This is a genomic window from Pseudooceanicola sp., from assembly GCF_041987405.1.
In the GTDB taxonomy this organism is placed as follows: domain Bacteria; phylum Pseudomonadota; class Alphaproteobacteria; order Rhodobacterales; family Rhodobacteraceae; genus Pseudooceanicola.
The window spans coordinates 236,805-258,532 of record NZ_JBHIWR010000004.1; the positions used below are offsets into that span (position 1 = coordinate 236,805).

The window sequence follows — 21,728 nt, forward strand, 5'->3', positions numbered from 1 at the left end:
AGAAGCGACACGATCTGTCGCAAACGCGCAAGCCAAGCCGTCCCCGCGCCCCGAGGATCAGGGGAAAGCCCGGAGGACCAGATGAAAACCACCACCCGTGTTGTCGTCATCGGAGGCGGCGTTGTCGGCTGCTCCGTCCTCTATCACCTGACCAAGCTGGGCTGGTCGGACGTCATGCTGCTGGAACGGTCGGAGCTGACCGCAGGCTCCACCTGGCATGCGGCGGGCGGGTTCCACACGATCAACGGCGACACCAACATGGCGGCCCTGCAGGGCTATACGATCAAGCTCTACAAGGAGTTGGAGGAGATCACCGGCCTCTCCTGCGGGCTGCACCATTCGGGCGGTTTCACCCTCGCCACCACGCAGGACCGCTTCGACCACCTGCTGGCCGAACGCGCGAAGCACCGGCACATGGGCCTCGACACCCACATCATGACCCCGGACGAGATCAAGAAGATCGCGCCGATCACCAATATCGACGGCGTGGTCGGCGCCCTCTACGATCCGCTCGACGGCCACCTCGACCCTTCGGGCACCACCCATGCCTATGCCCGCGCCGCCCGCATGGCCGGGGCGGAGATCGTCACCCATTGCCGTGTGCTGGAAACCAACCCGCGTGCGGACGGCACATGGGACGTTGTCACCGAACAGGGCACCATCCACGCCGAACACGTGGTCAACGCCGGCGGCCTCTGGGCGCGGGAGGTCGCGGCGATGGCGGGCCATTATGTGCCGCTTCACCCGATGGAACACCACTACCTCGTCACCGACGACATACCGGAGGTCTACGAGCGCGACACCGAACACCCCCACGTCGTCGACCCCGCAGGCGAATCCTACCTGAGGCAGGAGGGGCGCGGGCTATGCATCGGATATTATGAGAAAAAGCCCCGCGCCTGGGCCGTCGACGGCTCGCCCTGGGATTTTGCGGCGGAACTGCTGCCCGACGACCTCGACAAGATCTCCGACAGTATCGAGATGAGCTGGCACCGCTTTCCCGTCCTCGCCACCGCGGGCGTCAAACGCGTGATCCACGGCCCCTTCACCTTCGCCCCCGACGGCAACCCGCTGGTCGGCCCGGTGCCGGGACTGCGCAACTACTGGTCCGCCTGCGGCGTCATGGCGGGCTTCAGCCAGGGTGGCGGCGTCGGCCTGATGCTGGCGCAGTGGATGACAACGGGCGAATGCGAACGCGATACCTCTTCCTTCGACATCGCGCGCTACGGGCCCTGGATTCAGAAGGGCTATACCCTGCCCAAGGTGATGGAGAACTACTCCACCCGTTTCTCCGTCCCCTATCCGAACGAGGAAAAGCCCGCCGCCCGGCCTCTGCTGCGCACCCCGATGTACGACGTCTTCGACGGCATGGGCGCGGTCTGGGGGCACTACTACGGTCTGGAAGTCCCCAACTACTTCGCCGAAGGGGACGAACCGCGCTACGAAACGCCCTCCTTCCGCCGCTCCAACGCGCATGAGGCCACGGGTCGCGAATGCCGCGCCGTGCGCGAGGGCGTTGGCATCAACGAGATCCACAACTTCGGCAAATACAGCGTCACCGGCCCGAACGCCCGCGACTGGCTGGACCGCATCATGGCAGGCCGCATTCCCGCGCCGGGACGGATCACCCTGACCCCGATGCTCTCCCCCTCGGGCCGCATCATCGGCGACTTCACGGTCTCCTGCCTTGGCGAGCAGGACTTCCGCCTCACCGCCTCCTACGGCGCACAGGCCTATCACTCAAGATGGTTCGACCAGAACATCATGAGAGAGGTGCAAGTCATTAATATATCTGACAGAACAAGTGGTTTTCAGATTGCCGGCCCGAAGGCGAGAGAGGTTCTCCAGACCGTCACGCGCGAAGATATCTCGGACATGCGGTTCCTCGACGTCCGCACCCTGACCCTTGGCCTGCTCACCGTCATCGTCCAGCGCGTCAGCTACACCGGCGACCTGGGATACGAGATCTATTGCGATCCGCTGGAACAGCGCACCCTCTGGGACCAGCTCTGGGCCGCAGGCCAACCGCACGGGATGAAACCCTTCGGCATGCGCGCGATGATGTCCCTGCGGCTTGACCGGCACTTCGGCTCCTGGCTGCGGGAATATTCACCTGATTACACCCCGGCCGAAACCGGCCTGGACCGCTTCATCGCCTGGAAAAAACCCGTCGATTTCATCGGCCGCGCCGCCGCTGAAAAGGCCCGCGAAGATGGCCCCGTCCGCCAGCTCTGCATGTTCGAGATCGCGGCGGAGGATGCCGATGTGAAAGGCTACGAACCGCTCTGGATAAACGGCGAGGTCGTCGGTTTCTGCACCTCCGGCGGCTATTCCCACCACCTCGGCAAATCTATGGCCCATGCATTTGTGCCCACGCCGCTGATCGCCCCCGGACTGGAGGCGGAGATCGAGGTGCTGGGCGTGCGCCGTAAGGCGAAACGGATCGACACGCCGCTCTTCGATGCTGACGGGGGGCGTATGCGCGGCTAATCTGCCGCCATGAGCCTGATGATCCTCCTCCTCGCCGCCGGCGCCTCCTCGCGCATGCGCGGTGCCGACAAGCTGTTGGAGGAGGTCGGCGGCAGCCCCCTGATCGCCACCATGGCCCGGCGCGCCTCCGCCCTGGCACCCACTCTCGTCACCCTGCCCTCGCTGGATCACCCCCGCGCCGAGGCCCTGCAGGATATGGATCTGACCGTCATCCCCGTGCCCGACGCGGCCGAGGGTATGGCCGCCTCCCTACGCCGGGGCACCGCCGCCCTGCCCGATCGGGCCACCGGCGTGATGATCCTGCCCGCCGACATGCCGGAGCTGACCGCAGAGGACCTCGCCACCCTCGCCCAGACCTGGCAATCCGACCCGGACACGATCCACCGCGCCACCGCCGCAGACGGCACGCCGGGTCATCCCGTCATTTTTCCGAAAGACCTCTTCGGCGCCCTCAAGCAGCTCTCCGGCGACACCGGCGCCAGGGCCCTGCTCAAATCCAACCCGGTCCGCCATGTCGCCCTGCCCGCCCGACACGCCCTGACCGACCTGGACACGCCCGAAGAATGGGCTGCCTGGCGCAACCGCCAAGGCCCGCGCCCCTGACTTCATCTTGCCAAAAATACTCCCGCCGGAGGCAGCGCCCGCCCGGGCGCTCACTTCAACTGGCTGTCCTTGGACCCGCGCCGGTTGATCCCGCCCCGCGCCATCTGGCGCCCGTCCCGCTCCTGCTGACAGTCGATGCAGAGCTTTATTCCCGGTATCGCCAGCCGCCGCTTTTCGGGGATCTCTTCCTCGCATTCCGCGCAATGGGTCAGGCTCTCGCCCTGCGGCCCCGACCGGGATCGCATCCGGGTCAGCTCATCCTCTATGGATGCTTCGATCTGTTCGCTTACCGCGCCGTCGCGCGCCCAGCCACCAGCCATGGGTCACCTCCGCTCACCGGAGTCTAGCGCCGTTACCCGGCTACGCCAAGCGCCTCAGAAACCCGCGATGCCGATGCCCGACAGGGCCATGCACATCAGTGTCACGGTGACAATCAGGCTCCACCGAAACAGGCCAAATACGAAATCCATATCAATACCCCCACTCCACGGGCCAAAATTGCCCGGCATTCAACACCCTGTAAACCCCACACGCACACCCTGACCAGGGTGCGGCCCATGCCATGGCAGACACGGCCCGCACCCTGAGGTGCCGACCAGCGCCCCCGCCTGGTCGGGGTGTACGCCGGACCCGAAGGCCCGGCGTGCGCTGCATCACTTGGTCAGAAGCTTGGCTTCATGGCGCTTCAGGGTCCGGCGTGCCGCGTGGTAATCCTCGCGGCCCTGATCCGTGGCCAGCTCCGGGAAGAGCTCCAGGATCTCCTGACGCTGAGCATTGCCCAACCCGTCCAGGGTCTGGTGACCCGGCTGGAAGCTTTCGGTCCAGGATCCATCCGACAGGATGACTTCGTGCTGGTCGAACATGAAGTGGATATACGTGGTCTTCATCGTATCCACCCGGCTCACACCCGCCAGACCGGTCAGGTGCTTGGCGGCGACCAGGACCTCACGCTCTTCGAAGTAGAGCGCGGTCTTGTCGTTGTTCACCAGCACGCGGTGGTTCGGCGAGACCAGCATATCCCGTTCCGGCAGCCCGTAGCCGAGCGAGCCTTTCTGGATCAGCACCGGCTTGAGGTGCTCTTTCTGCAGCAGCTCGCGGCCGGTCAGACCCTTGGACCCCATCCAGCGAATTTCCTGGATGCCGTTGTCACGGGTGATGATCCGGTCGCCTTCCTTCAGCGTCTCGACAGGAACCTCGCCACGCGGCGTCGCGATCAGGGTCCCCGGCGTGAAGCAGGGGATGACCTTCTCGATTTCCTCAAACTGCGAGGTGCCGAGCAGCTTGTCGTCCGCGTCGTAGAACTCGACCGTCCCGTTTTCGGGGTTGCTGTCGTAGATCACGTTGATCCGGCCACCCGTCGGCGCGGAGCCGCGCAGGTCGAGGATGTCGTAATCGTCCCCGCCAGAGCCACCGTCGATGTCGTCACCCACGGTCGAGCCGAGGAAGACGTCACGGTCGTTGGCCCCGAACATCGTGTCCGCACCCGCGCCACCGGTGATCGTGTCGTTCCCGGCACCACCGTCGATGCTGTCATCGCCGGAGCCGCCTTCGAGGACGTCATCACCCAGGTTGCCCCGCAGGGTGTCGTCGCCTTCGCCACCGTAGATCGTGTCGAATTCCTGACCGCCCTCGATGCTGTCGTCACCGGAGTCGCCATAGAGCTCATCCGTACCGGTGCCGCCGAAGATCGTGTCGTCGCCGATACCGCCGTTGACGATGTCGTTGCCCGATCCGCCGCGCAGCTCGTCATCACCGGAGCCACCGTCGATGCTGTCGTTGCCCTGCTCACCGTTGATGGTGTCAGCGCCCTGGCCACCCATGATGGTGTCGTCGCCCGAGTCACCCTCCACCAGGTCATCGTCGATGCCCGCGTCGATCAGGTCGTTGCCTTCGCCACCATAGATGGTGTCGTCATCGTCCTGGCCGAGGATGGTGTCGTTGCCGTCACCGCCATAGACCAGATCGCGGCCGTTCTCGGGCACCGGATCGGGGTTGACCGGATCGTCGTCCGGGGACTGACCCCAGAGCAGCGAGCTGTCACCGGCGTTGATGTAGTCGTCGCCCGTCTGGCCCCAGATGGTGTCGGAGCCATGGCCGCCGATGATCGAGTCGTTGCCTTCGCCACCTTCGACATAATCGTCGTCGATTCCGGCATTGATCGTATCGTCGCCCGAGCCGCCAAAGATGCGATCCGCATCATCGCCGGTCTCGATCACGTCATGACCTGCACCGCCATAGACCGTGTCCATGCCATCGGTCTTGTCCGGATCGCTCAGCGCGCCGGGGTACAGCGGGTTCGGCAGGTTCGGATCGTCGCCCTCGTAGTCGGAGAAGGTGTCGATCCCGGCCTTGATCGTGTCATTGCCGTCACCGCCATAGATCTCGTCCGAGCCCTGGATGTCTTCGATCAGGTCATCGCCGGAGCCGCCATAAACTTCGTCGTCGTCGATGCCGGGCCGGAGCAGGTCATCGCCCTGACCACCATAGACGGTGTCCGCATCGTCGCCGGTCGAGATCGTGTCGTTTCCGGTGTCGCCATAGACGATGTCGCGATCGTTTTCCGGATCCGCGTCGTCGTCCACACCGGGGATCGCAGCGGCCTTGTCAGGGGTGCCATCGGCGCCGGAGGTGATGCTGTCATCGCCGGAGTTGCCGTTGATCGAGTCGCTGCCGTCGCCACCGTCGACCGTATCGTCGCCGGATCCCGCGATGACCGTGTCGTCCCCGCTATAGGCGCGGATGACGTCATCGTCGTCCTGATCGTCGAGGCTGTCCTCGTTGTCGACGAAATCGCCGTTCGGATCGCCGTCATAGTCATCGTCGATCAGATCGTCGCCGGATGTGCCTTCCACGATACCGTCAGGCTGGATCGTATCGCTCACCGTCACGGTCACCGTCGCCGTATCGGTCAGCCCGTCGGGATCGGTCACGGTATAGGTAAAGCTGTCGGTACCGTCGAAACCGGCATTCGGCGTATAGACGATCTTGCCGTTCACGATCTCTGCGGTGCCATTCGCCGGGGTGCCGACCGCCGACAGGGTCAGCGTGTCACCGTCCACATCGGTGTCATTGGCCAGCACGTCGATGGTCACCGCCGTGTCCTCGTCGGTGGTATCCGCGTCATCCACGGCCACCGGCGCGTCATTGACCGGGGTCACGGTGACGGTGATCGTCCCGGTGTCCTTGTTGCCCTCGCTGTCTTCGACAACGTAGCTGATCGTATCCTCACCGTAGAAGTCGGCGGGCGGCGTGTAGTTGACCGTCCCGTCGAGGTTGACCGTCACCGTGCCGCCCTGGGCGGAGGTGGGATCGACTTCGGAGAGGTCCAGCGCATCGCCGTCCGGATCGGTGTCATTGGCCACCGGATCAAAGGTCACTACCGTGTCCTCGGGCGTGGTGATGGCATCATCCACGGCAACCGGAGGCTTGTTGGCCGGATCGTCCTCTTCCTCGATCGTTACGGTCACGGTCGCCGTATCGGTCAGCCCGTCCGGATCGGTCACGGTATATTCGAAGGTCTCGGTCCCGAAGTAACCGGCATTCGGCGTGTAGACGATCTTGCCGTTGACGATTTCCGCCGTCCCGTTTGCAGGATCCGCGACCGAGGAGATGGTCAGCGTATCGCCATCCACATCCGTGTCATTGGCCAGCACGTCGATGGTGATCGCCGTATCCTCGTCGGTGGTATCCGCGTCATCCACAGCCACCGGCGCGTCATTGACCGGGGTCACCGTGACGGTGATCGTCGCCGTATCGGTCGCACCGTCCGGGTCGGTCACCGTGTAGGAGATCGTATCCGTGCCGTTGAAGTCCGCGGGCGGGGTATAGTCGATGGTCCCGTCCGGGTTCACCGTAACCGTGCCACCCTCGGCCGAGGTCGGGGTGCCGACCAGGCTCAGCGGATCGCCATCGGGATCGCTGTCGTTCGCCAGCGGATCCAGGGTGATCGTGCTGTCCTCGGGCGTGGTCACGGCATCATCCACGGCCACCGGAGACTTGTTGACCGGATCGTCGTCCTCCTCGATCGTCACGGTCACGGTCGCCGTATCGGTCAGCCCGTCCGGGTCGGTCACGGTGTATTCGAAGGTCTCGGTCCCGTAGTATCCGGCATTCGGTGTATAGACGATCTTGCCGTTGACGATTTCCGCCGTCCCATTTGCAGGATCCGCGACCGAGGAGATGGTCAGCGTATCGCCATCCACATCCGTGTCATTGGCCAGCACGTCGATGGTGATCGCCGTGTCTTCGTCGGTGGTGGCGGTGTCATCCACAGCGACCGGGGCATCGTTCACCGCGCCAACGTTGACGGTCACGGTCGCCGTATCGGTCCCGCCGTTGCCGTCGCTCACCGTATAGGTCAGCGTGTCGGTGCCGTTGAAGTCCTGGTTCGGCGTGTAGACGACCTTGCCCCCCACGATCTCCGCCGTGCCGTTCGCCGGGTCGGAGACATTGGTGATCGTCAGCGTATCGCCGTCCACATCCGTGTCATTGCCAAGGACGTCGATGGTGATCGCCGTGTCCTCGTCGGTGGTGGCGGTGTCGTCTGCGGCCACCGGGGCATCGTTCGCGTCACCAACGGTCACGGTCACGGTCGCCGTATCGGTCCCGCCATTCCCGTCGCTCACCGTGTAGGTCAGCGTGTCGGTGCCGTTGAAGTCCGCATTGGGCGTGTAGACGACCTTTCCACCCACGATCTCCGCCGTGCCGTTCGCCGGGTCGGAGACATTGGTGATCGTCAGCGTATCGCCGTCGACATCCGTGTCGTTGCCAAGGACGTCGATGGTGATCGCCGTGTCCTCGTCGGTCGTGGCGGTGTCGTCTGCGGCCACCGGAGCATCGTTCACCGGGTTGACGGTGACGGTGACAGTCGCGGTATCGGTCAGGCCGTCCGGATCGGTCACGGTATAGGTGATCGTGTCGGTCCCGTTGAAATCGGGATCCGGCGTGTAGAGGATCTGCCCGCCCACGATGGTCGCAGTTCCGTTGGCCGGATCGGAGACATTGCTGATCGTCAGCGAGTCACGGTCCGGGTCAATGTCATTGGCCAACACGTTGATGGAGATGGAATTATCCTCATCCACGCTGACGGCATCATCCTCCGCAATGGGTGCGTTGTTCACGGGATCGGTCAGGATCTTCTCGATCTGGCTGAACTCGAGCGAGCTGCCGTCCCCGAAGGTCACGGTCCCCTTGGTGGCACCGGCATCGGTGTCGTCGGCCACCTGGTTGATGGTGACCTTGCCCGCACCGCGCAGGTCGAGCACGTCGTTGTCGGAGGTGTCGTCCGGACCGTTGCCGCCGGTGATCACGTCACCCGCGCCTTCCGCCGCGCTGCCCACCTTGAAGACATCGTCGCCGCCTTCGCCAAAGATGCTGTCCGAACCCTCGCCACCGGCGATGGTGTCGTTGCCGCCTTCACCGTTCATCCCGTCATGGCCACCGTCGGCGGGCGCATTGAAGTAGAGGTCGGTGATCCAGATGCCGGAGTTGGTTCCGCCGTCCTGGCTGTGTTCCACCACGATCTTCGACACCGGGCCGTCGATCGAGACCTGGAGGTTGTTGGCATCCGCTTCTTCGTCGCGGTCCACATCCTTGTTGGAGCGGGCCACGCCGCCGCCGACCAGATCAATGCCGTAGCCCGCGCTCAGATCCACCGTGGTGGCAGTGCCGTCGGGGCCATAGGCTGTCACGCGGACAACCGCATCGGTGTCCAGGTCGTTGATATTGAATTCGACATTGGTGACGGCTTCGGAGAATTCCCACTGGAAATCGCCCTCGTTCCCGTTGCCCTTGGTCTCGGACCGCAAGCCGCTGTTGCCGTCGACCGTTTCACCGCCACCGTCGATGCCAGAGGTGTTCAGTTCGGTCTTGTCGTCAACGGTCGACTCGTGATTGCCCGTGTCCTTGATCCGGCTGTAGGTCACATTGACCGTGCCGGTGTCCTGGGTGACGGTCGTGTCGGCCTGGCTGTCGCTCATACCCTGCCAGTTGAAGCTTTCACGCGGGCCGACACCGCCGCCGGTGCCATCCGTATCCTCGGCATTGTCGCCATAGATCAGATCATCGCCCTTGCCGCCTTCGATGCTATCGTCTCCGCCATTGCCGAAGACGGTATCGTCACCGGATCCGGCCAGGATCGTGTCATCCCCGGAGCCGGAGCCGCCAAAGCCGCCATCGGTCCCTTCGAGCGCGTCGAAGTAGATGTCGGTGATATTCACTTCGGAGGTGTCGTGACCATCCTGTTCGTGCTTGATCTCGAACCGGGTGATCGGCCCGGCGATGTTCACCAGGACGGAGTGGTCGGGATCGGTATCCGGGCCGGTGTCGTCCTTGTGGTGGCTGATGATCTCCTTACCGCCGGCGCTGTCCGCGTCGGTCAGGGTCAGATGCGTGCCATGTTCGGCGCGCACGTCGATATCGACCAGGTTGCCATTGGCATCATAGGCCTTGATCGTCACCTTGCTGTCGGCGTCGATGTCATTGATGCGGAACGACACATTGCCCACGGCGGAGGAGAAGCTCCACTGGTAGGTCGCGCTTTCGTCATCGGAATTGGTGCGCGACGCCATGGAGGAATACTTGTCCGCCCCGGTGCCGTCGGTGGTGATCGAATGGACCTTCTGCTGGTCCGTCTCGAAATTGGTTTCCGGCTTCTCGTTCGTCGCCTTGACCGAGAAGGTCACATCGACGGAGCCGGTGTTCTGGGTGAAGCCGCCGGACAGGTCGTCCTGATTGTCGATCGCACCGTGGCCGTTCGGATCGGGCGCCTTGTCCCATTCAAAACTCTCACGCTCGCCCGAACCGCCGCCGGTGCCGCCGTCGTAACCGTGGTCGCCATAGATCAGGTCGTCGCCCTTGCCGCCTTTGATGTAGTCGTCGCCGGAATTGCCGTAGATCTCGTCATCGCCATTGGCGGCGTTGACCGTGTCATCCCCACGGCCCGCAATGACGATGTCGTCGTCGCCGGTTTCCCCGGGAAGCAGCGCGTCGTTCGCGTCGATCTTGTCACCGTCGGCATCTGTATAGCCAGGGCCGATGACATCGTTCCCGTCTGTGCCTTTCACGTATCCATCACGCGCATCTTGCGCCGGGGTGGAACCGCCGGTTTGATCGTGCTTGAGCCAATCCCAGAAGTAAAAACCAGTCATGTATCTACCCTCTTGATCCTTCGGGACCATCGGGGTCCGTCCGGTGTTGCGGCCGGTGCGCGCGCCGCGACACCGTCATCCAAATCCTGCGCCATGTTCCGAAGGTCTGTGTAAGGCCAGCCACTCCGGAGAACCGCAATCCGGCTCCCACGGCTATTGGCGGCCGCCCCGGCCCTTTAACAGGCCGAGCCCCGACGTACGCGAGCTACACATCCTTCCGGATGCATGACATTTCGGTGGCCGCCCCTGGCCATATGTCTTGCGCCCCCCAGTCGGGCACGCTCGGTTTTAATCGTGTGAACACGTCGAACAAAGGAAAAAACCGCGGTAAATTGGTGTTCCGGTCCCACCCCGCCGCCGCATTTCACCCGGCCTTTCCCCGACGTGAAGGGCAAAACCGCCGGATTGTTTCCCGTTCCATGCAGGTGGCGCCGCGTTGCGGCACTTGTATTTTAACGAATTCTTTACGTTTTGCCCCCATCCCGTTCAGGTCATTTGCCACATTTCGGTTTCGCGTTCGGAAACAACATCCGCCCGCCGAAGTGCGCCCAAATTTGTTCACAATCCTTGCCCGTTCGCCCCATTCTTGTCCAAGTCCGGGCACCAATACGGGGGGAGGCGCGAAGATTGGTTCGCGGATCGCGACCGAAACGCCCCAGAAATATCCGAATCGTAAACCTGAGGCACACCAAATCGCGCACCAGTCCCCGCGGGCCGGGGAGCATACCGGTTCATAGAATCGGATCATCGGATGAGATAGGGCTGGTACCCAAGGCCGGACTCGAACCGGCACGCCCGAAGGCGGGGGATTTTGAATCCCCTGCGTCTACCATTCCGCCACTTGGGCCCTGTGGCACCTCCTACTGCGCCAGATCGCGCAGGTCCAGATGCAACTTTGCCGGAAATCCGTCACCACGATCTGCCCCGGCCCTCGCAGACCGTCGGAAATCTTGACCCCCGCGGCGCATCGTGTTTCTTGCCGTCACAGGGCAAGGATCGGGAAATCATGCGAAAACTCTATGACTGGACGCTCCGCCTGGCCGATCATCCGCATGCCCTGTGGCTGCTGGCGCTGATCGCCTTCGCGGAATCGTCGGTCTTTCCGATCCCGCCGGACGTGATCATGCTCCCCATGATCCTCGCCAATCCCCGCCGCGCCTGGCTGATCGCCACTGTCGCGACCGTCTCTTCGGTGCTGGGCGGGATGCTGGGTTATGCCATCGGCGCCTTCGCCTACGAGTCGATCGGGCAGCCGATCCTGACCGCCATGGGCAAGGCGCACGCCATGGAGGAGTTCAACCAGACCTTCGTCGACGCGGGCTTCTGGGCGGTGCTGGGCGCGGGCGTGACGCCCTTCCCCTACAAGGTCATCACGATCATGGCGGGCTGGACCTCCATGCCCTTCCTGACCTTCATCGTCACCTCGATCCTCGCGCGCGGGCTGCGGTTCTACGTCGTGGCGGCGCTGCTGTGGTACTTCGGCCCGCCGATCCGCACCTTCATCGAGAAGCGCCTGGGCCTGATGTTCACATTGTTTTTTGTTGCCCTCATCGGCGGCTTCGTCCTGATACGGTTCCTATGACACGCTTCCGTACCCTTGTTCTGCTGGCTGCCGGCGGCTCCCTCGCCCTGCTGCTTGGCGCGTTCTTCTTTCAGTATGTGATGGGCCTCGCGCCCTGCAAACTCTGCATCTGGCAGCGCTGGCCACATGTGATCGCCGTCCTTGTCGGCGCCGCAGCCCTCACCCTGGGCAACCGTGCCCTGGCCTGGCTCGGCGCGCTGGCCGCGGCGACCACGGGCGGGTTCGGCATCTACCATGCCGGCGTTGAGAAAGGGTGGTGGGACGGCCCCTCGACCTGCACCTCGACCAGCCCTGCGGGCATGTCGGCGGATGACTTCTTTGACAAGGTGATCAACGCCCCGCTTATCCGCTGTGACGAGGTCGCCTGGTCGATGATGGGCCTATCCATGGCCAGCTGGAACGCGGTCATCGCTTTCGCCCTGGCCCTGATCTGGATTCGCGCGGCTGTCGCCACACGGTGATGAGCGATTCGACCGCGCGGTTAGTAAACCGGTCTCAGGAGGCGGGAATAGGGTAATCCCGGGGGTGTCGATATCCTCCCAGACCGGATAATATCCGCTCACCTTTTACTTGACGTTTAGACAGCAAAAGTCTGAAATTATTGCATTTTCATTCACCAACCTTAGCTCAAACACCCCCACACCAATCCGACATTTATCCACCGCCACCCCTTGCTGGAAACGTTTCCGTCACGCAAGATATCCCGGTTGCATCCTGCCTGAACCGTGAGATCGGATAGGCCGCAACAGGGAGGACCAGATGAATATCCGCACTGCCCCGGCCGCCACCGGGTTTCGCGCCGTGGCCCGTGACTGGCTGGCACAGAACTTCCCGCCCTCCCTCGCCGGACGGCAGGAGGAGTGGGTGATCCATCAGCCGCTCTACCCCGAGGGCGAGGATTGGGCCGCTTGGAAGACCGCTATGGCCGACAAGGGCTGGGCCGTGCCGACCTGGCCCACGGACTACGGCGGTGGCGGGCTGACCCAGGAGGAGGCGAAGATCCTGAAGGAGGAGATGGAGGCCATCGGCGCCTTCTCCCCCATTGGCGGCATGTCGCAGAACATGTTCGGCCCGACCCTGCTGGAATTCGGCACCGAAGAGCAAAAGCAGAAACACCTGCCCCCCGTCGTGCGCGGCGATATCCGCTGGTGTCAGGGCTATTCCGAACCGGGCGCGGGATCGGACCTTGCGGGCCTCAAGACCCGGGCGGAAGACAAGGGCGACCATTACCTGGTGAACGGGCAGAAGATCTGGACCTCCGGATCCGTCCACGCGCATTGGTGTTTCTGCCTGGTCCGTACCGACACGACGAAGAAACACGAGGGTATCTCCTTCCTGCTGATCGACATGTCCTCGCCCGGAATCGAGGTGCGGCCTCTGCTGCTCATGTCCGGCAATTCCACCTTTGGCGAGGTCTTCTTCACCGATGTGAAGGTGCCCAAGGAAAACCTCGTCGGCGGGCTGACCGAAGGCTGGACCATCGCCAAGCGCTTGATGCAGTTCGAACGCTCCGGCATCGGCGCGCGCAAACAGACCCATGGGGAGCTACGCCCGGTGGATGTCGTGGCCAAGGACTACGTCGGCACCGACGCCGAGGGCCGTATCGCGGACTACGACCTGCGGTCCCGCATCACCCGCCACCGCATGTGGGAACGCGCGCATCGCCTGACCGTCGAACGCGTCGCGGAGGAAAGCAAGGCCGGCCCCTCCGCCGCCACCTCCGTGCTGAAGAACGCGGGCTCCATCATGCTTCAGACCCGCGGCGAATTGCTGTTGGAGATCATGGGGATGGACGGCCTGGGCTGGGAAGGCGACGCCTATGGCGAGACGGAGCAGGAGACGCTGCGCGTGACGCTCCAGAACAAGGCGCATTCGATCTACGGCGGCACCTACGAGATCCAGAACAACATCATCGCGAAACGCATCCTCGGGATGCTCGACCACCAGTGAGGCCCCGATGGCAGTCTTGAGCGAAGAACAGACAATGCTGAAGGACGCGGCCCGGGGCTGGGTCGCGGAATACGCCCCCGTCAGCGCCTTTCGCAAGCTGCGTGATGCGGGCGAGACCGGCACCCCCGCACAATATGCGGACATGGCGCAGATGGGCTGGACCGGCATCATGATCGCCGAGGAGCAGGGCGGCGTCGGCATGGGCCTGACCGAGATGTGCTTGGTGCTGGAGGAGATGGGCCGGCAGCTGGTCGCCTCACCGCTCTGGGCCTCCGCCCTCGCCTCCGCCACCGCCCTGCGTAGCTTGGGTACGCAGGATCAACAGTCCACCTGGCTGCCCAAGATCGCCGATGGCAGCTGCGTGATGACCCTGGCCCTGGACGAAGGCGCCCATCACGACATCCGCGACACCGCCATGACCGCAACACCCTCCGCCGGAGGATACACCCTGACCGGAACCAAGACCCATGTGGTGGAGGGGATGGGCGCGGATCAGCTTCTCGTCCTCGCCCGAACCTCCGGCACCCCGGGCGACGCGGACGGGCTGACCCTCTTCCTCGTCCCCGCCGACCAGACTGACCGCAAGCAGCTGATCACACTCGACAAACGCGACTACGCCCGGATCACGCTTGACGCGGTCGAAGTCCTGGCGGACGCGGTGATCGGAGAGGTCGGCGGCGCATATGCCCCGATGGAACAGGCCTTGGACATGGCACGCATCGGCCTCGCCGCCGAGATGCTGGGCCTCTGCAACCAGGCCTTCGACACCACGCTCGATTACCTCAAACAGCGCAAGCAGTTCGACACGGTCCTGGCGCAGTTTCAGGCCATCCAGCACCGTATGGCCGACCTCTTCTGCAATATGGAATTGGTCCGCTCGACGGTCGAACATGCCGCCCGCGCCGTGGATGCCGGGGCCGACGACGCCGCCGAAGCTGCGATCCTGGCCAAGAGCATGGCCAACGACTTCGCCAATCTGATGACCCGCCAGATGGTGCAACTGCATGGTGGAATCGGTATGACCGATCTGCATGATGCGGGTCTCTATCTCAAACGCGCTCGCGCGCTGGAGGCGCTTTTCGGCACCACCGCCTGGCACAACGCACGCTTCGCCCAACTACACGGATACTGACATGACCATCCCCGAGAACCTGACAGACCTCCGCGCCGATCCCGTCACGGCCAGCTGGGGCGACCGCGAGGTGATGCTCTATGCCCTGGGCATCGGCATGGGCGACGACCCGATGGACGACAACGAACTGGCCTTCGTCAACGAGGGCTGGATCACCCCGCGCGAGCCTGCGCTGAAGGTCGTGCCGACCTTTGCCTCCGTCGCCACATGGAACGCCCGCCCGCCCGCGCTGGACCTCAACCGGGTGATGGTGGTGGACGCGCAACGCGATATCACCTTTCACAAACCCCTGCCCGTCAGCGCCACGGTGACCGCCGACAGCCGCTGGCTCGGCGCCTGGGACAAGGGCGACAAGGGCGCAATCCTTGTGCGCGAGACAGAGGTGCGGGACGAGGCGGGCGATCTGCTCTACACCCTTCAGGGCACCACCTTTGCCCGGGGTGACGGCAACTTTGGCGGCCCCGCCAGCGGACAGCCCGAAACGCCCGGCGTGCCGGATCGTGCCCCTGACCTCAGCGTCGACATCGTGACGCGCCCCGGGCAGGCCCTTCTTTACCGCCTCTCCGGCGACCGCAACCCGCTCCACTCCGACCCGGAGTTCGCGGCGAAGGCCGGGTTCAAGGCGCCGATCCTGCATGGCATGTGCACCTACGGCCTGACCTGCCGCGCGGTCCTGTCGACCTTTGCCGACTGGGATCCGAGCGCCATCAAACGCCACGCCTGCCGTTTCTCCTCCCCGGTCTACCCGGGCGAGACGGTGACCGTGGACCTCTGGCGCGAAGGCAATATCGTGCAGTTCGAGGCCCGGATCGCCGAGCGCGGCGTGACCTGTGTGAAAAACGGATTGACGGAACTGAAATAGGGAGGAACCTCATGGGTTTGCTGGAGGGCAAGGTTGCCATCATCACCGGCGCGGGCAACGGCCTGGGCGCCGCATATGCGCGCGCCTTCGGGGCCGAGGGGGCCAAGGTCCTGGTCAATGACCTGGGCGGCGCACGCGACGGATCGGGCGGGTCGATCGGCCCGGCGCAACAGGTCGTCGACGACATCATCGCGGCGGGCGGAGAGGCCGTGGCGAACGGCAACGACGTCTCCACCATGGAGGGCGGACAGGCGATCTTTGACCAGGCCATCAAGGAATGGGGCAAGGTCGACATCCTGGTGAACAACGCCGGCATCCTGCGGGACGAAACGTTCCACAAAGGGTCGGAGGCCAACTGGGACCTGGTGATGAAGGTCCACCTCAAGGGCACCTATTGCTGCACCAAACCGGTTTACCAATGGATGCGCGACAACGGCGGCGGCACCATCGTCAACACCTCCTCCACATCCGGCCTTCTGGGCAACTTCGGCCAGTCGAACTATGGCGCGGCCAAGGGCGGCATTTACGGGCTGACCCGCGTACTGGCTATCGAGGGGCGCAAATACGGCATCAAGGTCATGTGTATGAGCCCCTCTGCCCTGACCCGGATGACCGAGGACCTGCCACGCTACCGCGAGCTGATGGAAAGCGACGACGGTTTCCCCGTGGCGGGCCAGCCCGACACGATCGCACAGTCCATGGTCTATATGTGCTCCGACCTCTGCGGGATGGATAAGTCCGGCAAGGTCATGCACGTCGGTCGCCCCGGCATTGCGGAATTGAAGGTCATGCGCTCCGGCGGTTGGGAACCTGACTATGCCTATTCGGCCCAGGATATCGCGGATCGCGAAGATCAGATATTCTTCCCTGACGAAGACTGACGAAGAGGCACAAGATGACCGAGGCGACCGGCCCCCTCTCCCGTTACCGCATCCTTGAAATCGGCGGCGGCGATACGGTGGCGTATTGCGGCAAGCTCTTCGCCGACTTCGGCGCCGAGGTCATCAAATGCGAAACCCGGGGCGGCGATCCACGCCGCGCCGAAGGGGTTCAGGTCGCCACGAGGGAGGGGCCGACAAGTGCCTTCTTCGCCTGGCTGAACTCCAACAAGCACTCGATCACCGCTGATCCCGCAACGCCCGAGGGCGCGCAGATCATACGCGATCTGCTGCCCTCCTGCGATGTGCTGATCGATGGCCGCGCACCGAAGGAGATCGACGCCTCCCCGCTCCGCCATGAGGAGTTGCAGGCCGCCGATCCCGGCCTCACGATCCTCGGCATCAGCTGGTTCGGCAACACCGGCCCCTACCGCGATTACGAGGCGACCGATGCGGTCGTCCGTTCCCTCGCCGGGGTTGTTTACGAGGCCGGGCCCGCCGAAGGCCCGCCCATGCTGGCCACCGAAGGTCAGGCGGCGGTCATTGGTGCCCTCACGGCCTTTCTTCCCGCCGCCGCGACCCTCTGGGACGGCGAGAGCGGCGGGCGGCGGTTTACCTCGTCGATCCACGCGGCGATCAGCCATATCACCGAATATGACATCGGGCTGCAGATGGACATGGGCAAGCGGGGCCGGGTCGGCGTCAACGTCTTTGGCCGCACGTATCCCGCCGGCCCCTACCCGACCGCCCATGGCTGGCTGGGCGTGACCATCATGTCGCCCGCGCAATGGGTCTCCTTCTGCGAGATGCTGGGCCAGCCGCAACTCGGCACCGATCCGAAATACGACACCGCGCCCAAGCGGCAGGCCGTAGCGCCCGACCTGGACAGGATCCTGCGTCCGCTGTTGTTGCAGAAGACCGCGCAGGAATGGTTCGAGATGGGGATCGCCAACAAGGTGCCCCTGGCCATCCTTCCCGCCCTGGACGAGTTGACCGGGCTGAAATTCCACAAGGAACGGCAAAGCTTTGGCACCCTGCGCATCGGTGAGGCAGAGTTCACCTGCCCGATCCTGCCGCAGCAGCTGACCGGCACGCCCCCGATCCGGAACGGTATCGCGCCCCTGCCCGGTTCGACCGATCGGTCCAGCCTCGCCCCCCATACCCGACGCGCGCCAGCCAAGGTGGCCGAGGGGCTGCCCCTGCGCAATCTGCGCATCCTCGATCTCTCCATGGGCTGGGCCGGGCCGCTGGCGGTGCGGCAGCTGGCCGATCTGGGGGCCGATGTGGTCAAGGTCGAAAGCTGCGAAAACCCCGACTGGTTCCGCGGCATCGACACGCGCTGGCCTTACTACGAGGAGAAATACTTCGAGCGCCACATGGGCTGGCAGTACATGAACCGCAACAAGCGGGGCATCACGCTGGACATCTCCTCCGACAAGGGGCGCGCGCTGGTGCTGGAGCTGGCCAGGACGGCGGATGTGGTGATCGACAGCTATGCTGCCGATGTCATGCCGAAATTCCGCCTCGCCTCCGAAGAGTTTCTCAAGGTGAACCCCGGCATCGTCGCCCTGACCATGCCCGCCTTCGGTATGAAGACCGACTGGCGCATGGGCCGGGCCTATGGCTCCACCCTCGAACACGCCTCCGGCCTGCCCTCGGTCAACGGCCGCCTCGAAGATCCCCCCGCGATGAGCCATGCCGTCATGGGCGACCCGATCGGCGGCATGACCGCCGCCAGTGCGATCCTGATCGGCCTGCTCGCGAAACAGGAAACCGGCAAGGGGCAACATATCGACCTGGCGCAGGCGCAATGCCTGCTGCCCCTCTTCGCCGAACAGATCATCGCCTATCAGGTCACGGGCAAGGTGCCCGACCGCCTGGGCAACCGCCACCCGCGCTATGCGCCGCACGGCTGCTATCGCCTCATGGGGGATGACATCTGGCTGACCCTCGCGGTGCGGAGCGATGACGAATGGCAGGCGCTGTGCGAGGTGATGCGCCGCCCCGATCTGGCCGCCGACCCCGCCCTTGCCACGGTCGAAGGGCGCCGGGCGGAGGCCGACCGAATCGACACCGCAATCACCGAATGGGCCGTGCTGGTGCGCGGCTTTGGCGCCATGACCGACCTGCAGGCGCGCGGCGTCCCCGCCGGCACGGTGCGCCAACCGCTGGAGATGGGCATCGACCCGCACATCATCGCCACCGGACGTTTCGAAACCCTCGACCGGCCCTTCATCGGCGGGCACCTGCAACCGCGCCCGGCCTACGTCGAGGGGGACAATCCCACGGGCTACCCGATCCGCTGGCCTTCGCCGACCGTGGGCCAGCACAACCGCGAGGTGCTGCAGGGGGAGTTGGGCCTGAGCGATGCGGAGTTCGACAGCCTTCTGGTCGAGGGCATCATCGGCTTCGAGGCGCGGCCGAGACGACCAAGAAAACCATCACAGGCAGCGCGTTAAACGCCTAAGTTAATCTTGCGCAGGAAGCCCGCTCAATCAACTCGTACTCCAGCAGGCTGTCCTGGACGTCGCTGCGGCCATCGCGGATCTGCATCAGCACGCGGTTCACGATCACATCGACCATCGCCTCCCGATCCAGCCGCAGCGAGGTGATCGGCGGCACGTGATCCTCGGTCAGCGCGCTGTCGCCGATGGCGACCAGTGACACGTCCTCCGGCACCCGCAGCCCCAGATTGGCCAGCGCGTTGAGCGCAGATGACAGGACCCGCGTCCCCTGCACCACCATGGCCGTCGGCCGATCCGGCGCCGACAGCGCCGCGCGCACCTCGTCGAACACCGGGCTGTTCGGCGTCTCCGGCTCCACCCGAGGCCCGAGCGGCAGGTCCGCCGCCCGCATCGCCGCGTCGAATCCCGCATGGCGCATCAGCCCGGGCCGCGTCGTGACATGAGAAAACACCGGCAGGATCCGTCGATGACCCAGCCCGGCCAGATGATTCACCGCCAGACGCATCGCCCCCGCGTGATCGAAGAGCAACCGGTCGGCCTCCACCGGCGTATCGCGGTCCACGACGAAGATCGGACCGGGAAAGGCGGTCAACAGGCGCACCAGTTCCGGGTCTGCCTCATGCCCCGGGGCGATCACGATGGCATCCAGCCCACGTTCGGCAAAGGTGGCGATGGCGCGGTGTTCCCGCTCCAGCCGACCGGAGGAGGAGGTCATCAGCGTGACGAACCCCGCCTCCGCCCATCTGTCCTGCAGCGAGTTGAAGAGCCGCATGTAGAGCGGGTTCTCCAGATCCGAAAACAGGCACCCGATCAGACGCGAGGACCGCGAGCGGAGCGCCCGCGCCGCCGCATTCGGCCGATAGCCCAGGTCCTGCGCCGCCGCCTGAACCGTCTTGCGGGTCTGCTCCATCACCCCCGGCGCGGCGTTCATCGCCCGGCTGGCCGTGCCGACCGACACGCCTGCATGACGCGCCACGTCGCGGATGGTGATCTTCTTCGCGCTCAACGGCTGCCCTTTCCCGGCTGCTCACTCACCAATATACCGCTGACCGGGTTCGAACCAACTGAAATGCTGCCGGAAATCCGTGCGCTACAGCCATTGCGCCGCATCCCCACCCAGAACCGGGCTCTGTCGATCATAGCGCAACTCCAGCCCTTTCAGCCGGGCAATCGGGCCGACAAAGCGCATCGGCCCGCGTTGCCCGTCATTCTCGACCATATAGCCCGCCACATCCTGGGCCGTCGGGAAGGCCTTGGGGCTGGCATGCCGCCCGTGATCCTGCAGGAACATCGCCGAACGGCAGAGCGAGACCTGCACATGCCAGCTTCCCCCCTCCTGCGCGCGCCGCTCCAGTGCCATCAACACGCCAAGCGCGCCGAGATAGCCGGTCAGATAATCGCAGGCCGGCAGGGGGATCAGTTCCGGCACGCCGGGGGCGCCCTGTTCGGCGCAGATGCCTGTGACCGCCTGGGCCACCTGTTCCCATCCCGCCCGATCCGAGAGCGGCCCGCCGTGGCCGTAGCAACTGACCGACAGCGCCACGATGCCCGGTCGCATCTCGGCCAGCGCCTCCGGTCCGAAGCCCCGCGCCTCCAGCACGCCGGGGCGATAGCCCTGGGAAAACACATCCGCCCCACGTACCAATTCACGCAGCGCAGCCACCTCCTCCGCCCGGTCCAGATCAAGGAAGGCCGAGCGTTTCCCGTGGCTTGTCTCCCGCACGAAGGCCGGGATCTGCGGCACATCCCGCCCCGCGATCATCAGCGCATCGGCCCCGTATTCCGCCAAGGTCCGCGCCGCCACCGGCCCGGCGAGGATGCGCGTCAGATCCAGCACCCGCAGACCGGAGAGCGGACGTGCGCCCCCCGGCACAGGCTCCACCGGGGCATCGCCGATCCGCGCGATCGAGATCACAGGGCGCGACGCCAGCAGCGCCCCATGGGGATGCGCCCGCCACTCCGCCGCGCTGCGCACCATGGCGCCACAAACCCGGGCGGCGGCGATGGCCTCCTCCAGCTCCGCCGCGTCCCGCGCCGCCACGGCCGCGCCGACCGAGGCGGGCGTCAGATCGCAGCCCAGCATCGCCAGCATCCGCGCCTGCAATCCCGGCAGGCTGAAGTGCGGCAACACATGCCGCCCGTCCCGCGTCGGCCAGGGCCGGGTCACGGCGCGCGACGCCGTTGTATCGGGATCGGGCGCAGGCGTGGCCCAGCCCCCCGTGCCGTCGCCCTCCTGCGCGAAATGCACCGCCGCCAGAGCCGCAATCGCGCCGAGCGCATCGCAGGAGGCCGCCCGCGTGACGCCGTCCCGCCCGGCCATCACATCCGCCACGATGCCCGCCGTCGCCGCCTGAACCGCCGCGACCACCTGTGCCACGCGAAACCGTGTCGGCGCCCAGGGCTCCGTCCCCGTGACCGTGACCGGCCCGGAAAAACCGCGCCCGCGCAGCGCGCTCAACTCCTCCAGCGCATTGCCCGCAGGCATAACCCCATCCATCGCACCGCGCCTCCTCGCCTTGCCTACGGGTAAACTGTCAGGGCAAACCCGCATCGAAACAAGCGAAACCTCCCCCCGCGCGCGGCCCGCCCTTGTATCGCACCGACCCGCCGCTTAAGGG

Annotated in this window: 13 protein-coding genes and 1 tRNA gene; 9 read left to right on the forward strand and 5 right to left on the reverse strand. The window is 65.0% G+C overall.

Going from position 1 to position 21,728, the window contains the following annotated elements; translation table 11 throughout:
* The first annotated feature begins 81 nt into the window (after positions 1-81).
* Complete coding sequence (locus tag ACFC2Y_RS12250; RefSeq protein WP_375172790.1) at positions 82-2,490, forward strand: FAD-dependent oxidoreductase; 2,409 nt, start codon at positions 82-84, stop codon at positions 2,488-2,490.
* Between the two features lie 9 nt (positions 2,491-2,499).
* Positions 2,500-3,093: an NTP transferase domain-containing protein gene (locus tag ACFC2Y_RS12255; RefSeq protein WP_375172789.1), complete on the forward strand. Its 594-nt coding sequence runs from the start codon at positions 2,500-2,502 to the stop codon at positions 3,091-3,093.
* A 50-nt stretch (positions 3,094-3,143) separates the two neighbouring features.
* Here the strand turns inward: ACFC2Y_RS12255 and ACFC2Y_RS12260 are convergent, their stop codons facing one another.
* From ACFC2Y_RS12260 to ACFC2Y_RS12270, 3 genes are all read right to left on the reverse strand, one after another.
* Positions 3,144-3,413, reverse strand: coding sequence for a DksA/TraR family C4-type zinc finger protein (locus tag ACFC2Y_RS12260; protein ID WP_375172788.1), 270 nt, complete (start codon positions 3,411-3,413; stop codon positions 3,144-3,146).
* A gap of 333 nt (positions 3,414-3,746) precedes the next feature.
* Positions 3,747-10,241, reverse strand: a complete 6,495-nt coding sequence (locus ACFC2Y_RS12265; protein ID WP_375172787.1) for an Ig-like domain-containing protein — start codon at positions 10,239-10,241, stop codon at positions 3,747-3,749.
* Between the two features lie 763 nt (positions 10,242-11,004).
* Positions 11,005-11,088, reverse strand: a tRNA-Leu gene (locus tag ACFC2Y_RS12270).
* 156 nt (positions 11,089-11,244) lie between these two features.
* Here ACFC2Y_RS12270 and ACFC2Y_RS12275 point away from each other — a divergent pair.
* From ACFC2Y_RS12275 to ACFC2Y_RS12305, 7 genes are all read left to right on the forward strand, one after another.
* Positions 11,245-11,823: a YqaA family protein gene (locus ACFC2Y_RS12275; protein WP_375173717.1), complete on the forward strand. Its 579-nt coding sequence runs from the start codon at positions 11,245-11,247 to the stop codon at positions 11,821-11,823.
* Positions 11,820-12,284, forward strand: a complete 465-nt coding sequence (locus tag ACFC2Y_RS12280) for a disulfide bond formation protein B (RefSeq protein ID WP_375172786.1) — start codon at positions 11,820-11,822, stop codon at positions 12,282-12,284. The genes ACFC2Y_RS12275 and ACFC2Y_RS12280 overlap by 4 nt, the downstream gene beginning before the upstream one ends.
* Before the next feature lie 298 nt (positions 12,285-12,582).
* The gene (locus ACFC2Y_RS12285; RefSeq protein WP_375172785.1) at positions 12,583-13,773 is read left to right on the forward strand and encodes an acyl-CoA dehydrogenase family protein; all 1,191 of its coding nucleotides are present in this window, start codon (positions 12,583-12,585) and stop codon (positions 13,771-13,773) included.
* Between the two features lie 7 nt (positions 13,774-13,780).
* Complete coding sequence (locus ACFC2Y_RS12290) at positions 13,781-14,905, forward strand: acyl-CoA dehydrogenase family protein (protein WP_375172784.1); 1,125 nt, start codon at positions 13,781-13,783, stop codon at positions 14,903-14,905.
* A 1-nt stretch (position 14,906) separates the two neighbouring features.
* Positions 14,907-15,767, forward strand: a complete 861-nt coding sequence (locus ACFC2Y_RS12295) for a MaoC/PaaZ C-terminal domain-containing protein (RefSeq protein ID WP_375172783.1) — start codon at positions 14,907-14,909, stop codon at positions 15,765-15,767.
* 11 nt (positions 15,768-15,778) lie between these two features.
* On the forward strand, positions 15,779-16,648 hold the full coding sequence (locus ACFC2Y_RS12300) for an SDR family NAD(P)-dependent oxidoreductase (protein ID WP_375172782.1): 870 nt from the start codon (positions 15,779-15,781) through the stop codon (positions 16,646-16,648).
* Positions 16,649-16,662: 14 nt separating this feature from the next.
* Positions 16,663-19,104 (forward strand): CoA transferase, encoded by a 2,442-nt coding sequence (locus tag ACFC2Y_RS12305; protein WP_375172781.1) that lies wholly within the window; start codon positions 16,663-16,665, stop codon positions 19,102-19,104.
* Between the two features lie 4 nt (positions 19,105-19,108).
* On the opposite strand, the gene ACFC2Y_RS12310 is transcribed toward ACFC2Y_RS12305, so the two are convergent.
* Together ACFC2Y_RS12310 and ACFC2Y_RS12315 are read right to left on the reverse strand one after the other, a co-directional pair.
* On the reverse strand, positions 19,109-20,116 hold the full coding sequence (locus tag ACFC2Y_RS12310; RefSeq protein WP_375172780.1) for a LacI family DNA-binding transcriptional regulator: 1,008 nt from the start codon (positions 20,114-20,116) through the stop codon (positions 19,109-19,111).
* An 84-nt stretch (positions 20,117-20,200) separates the two neighbouring features.
* The gene (locus tag ACFC2Y_RS12315; protein WP_375172779.1) at positions 20,201-21,607 is read right to left on the reverse strand and encodes a CoA transferase; all 1,407 of its coding nucleotides are present in this window, start codon (positions 21,605-21,607) and stop codon (positions 20,201-20,203) included.
* Positions 21,608-21,728: the final 121 nt, after the last annotated feature.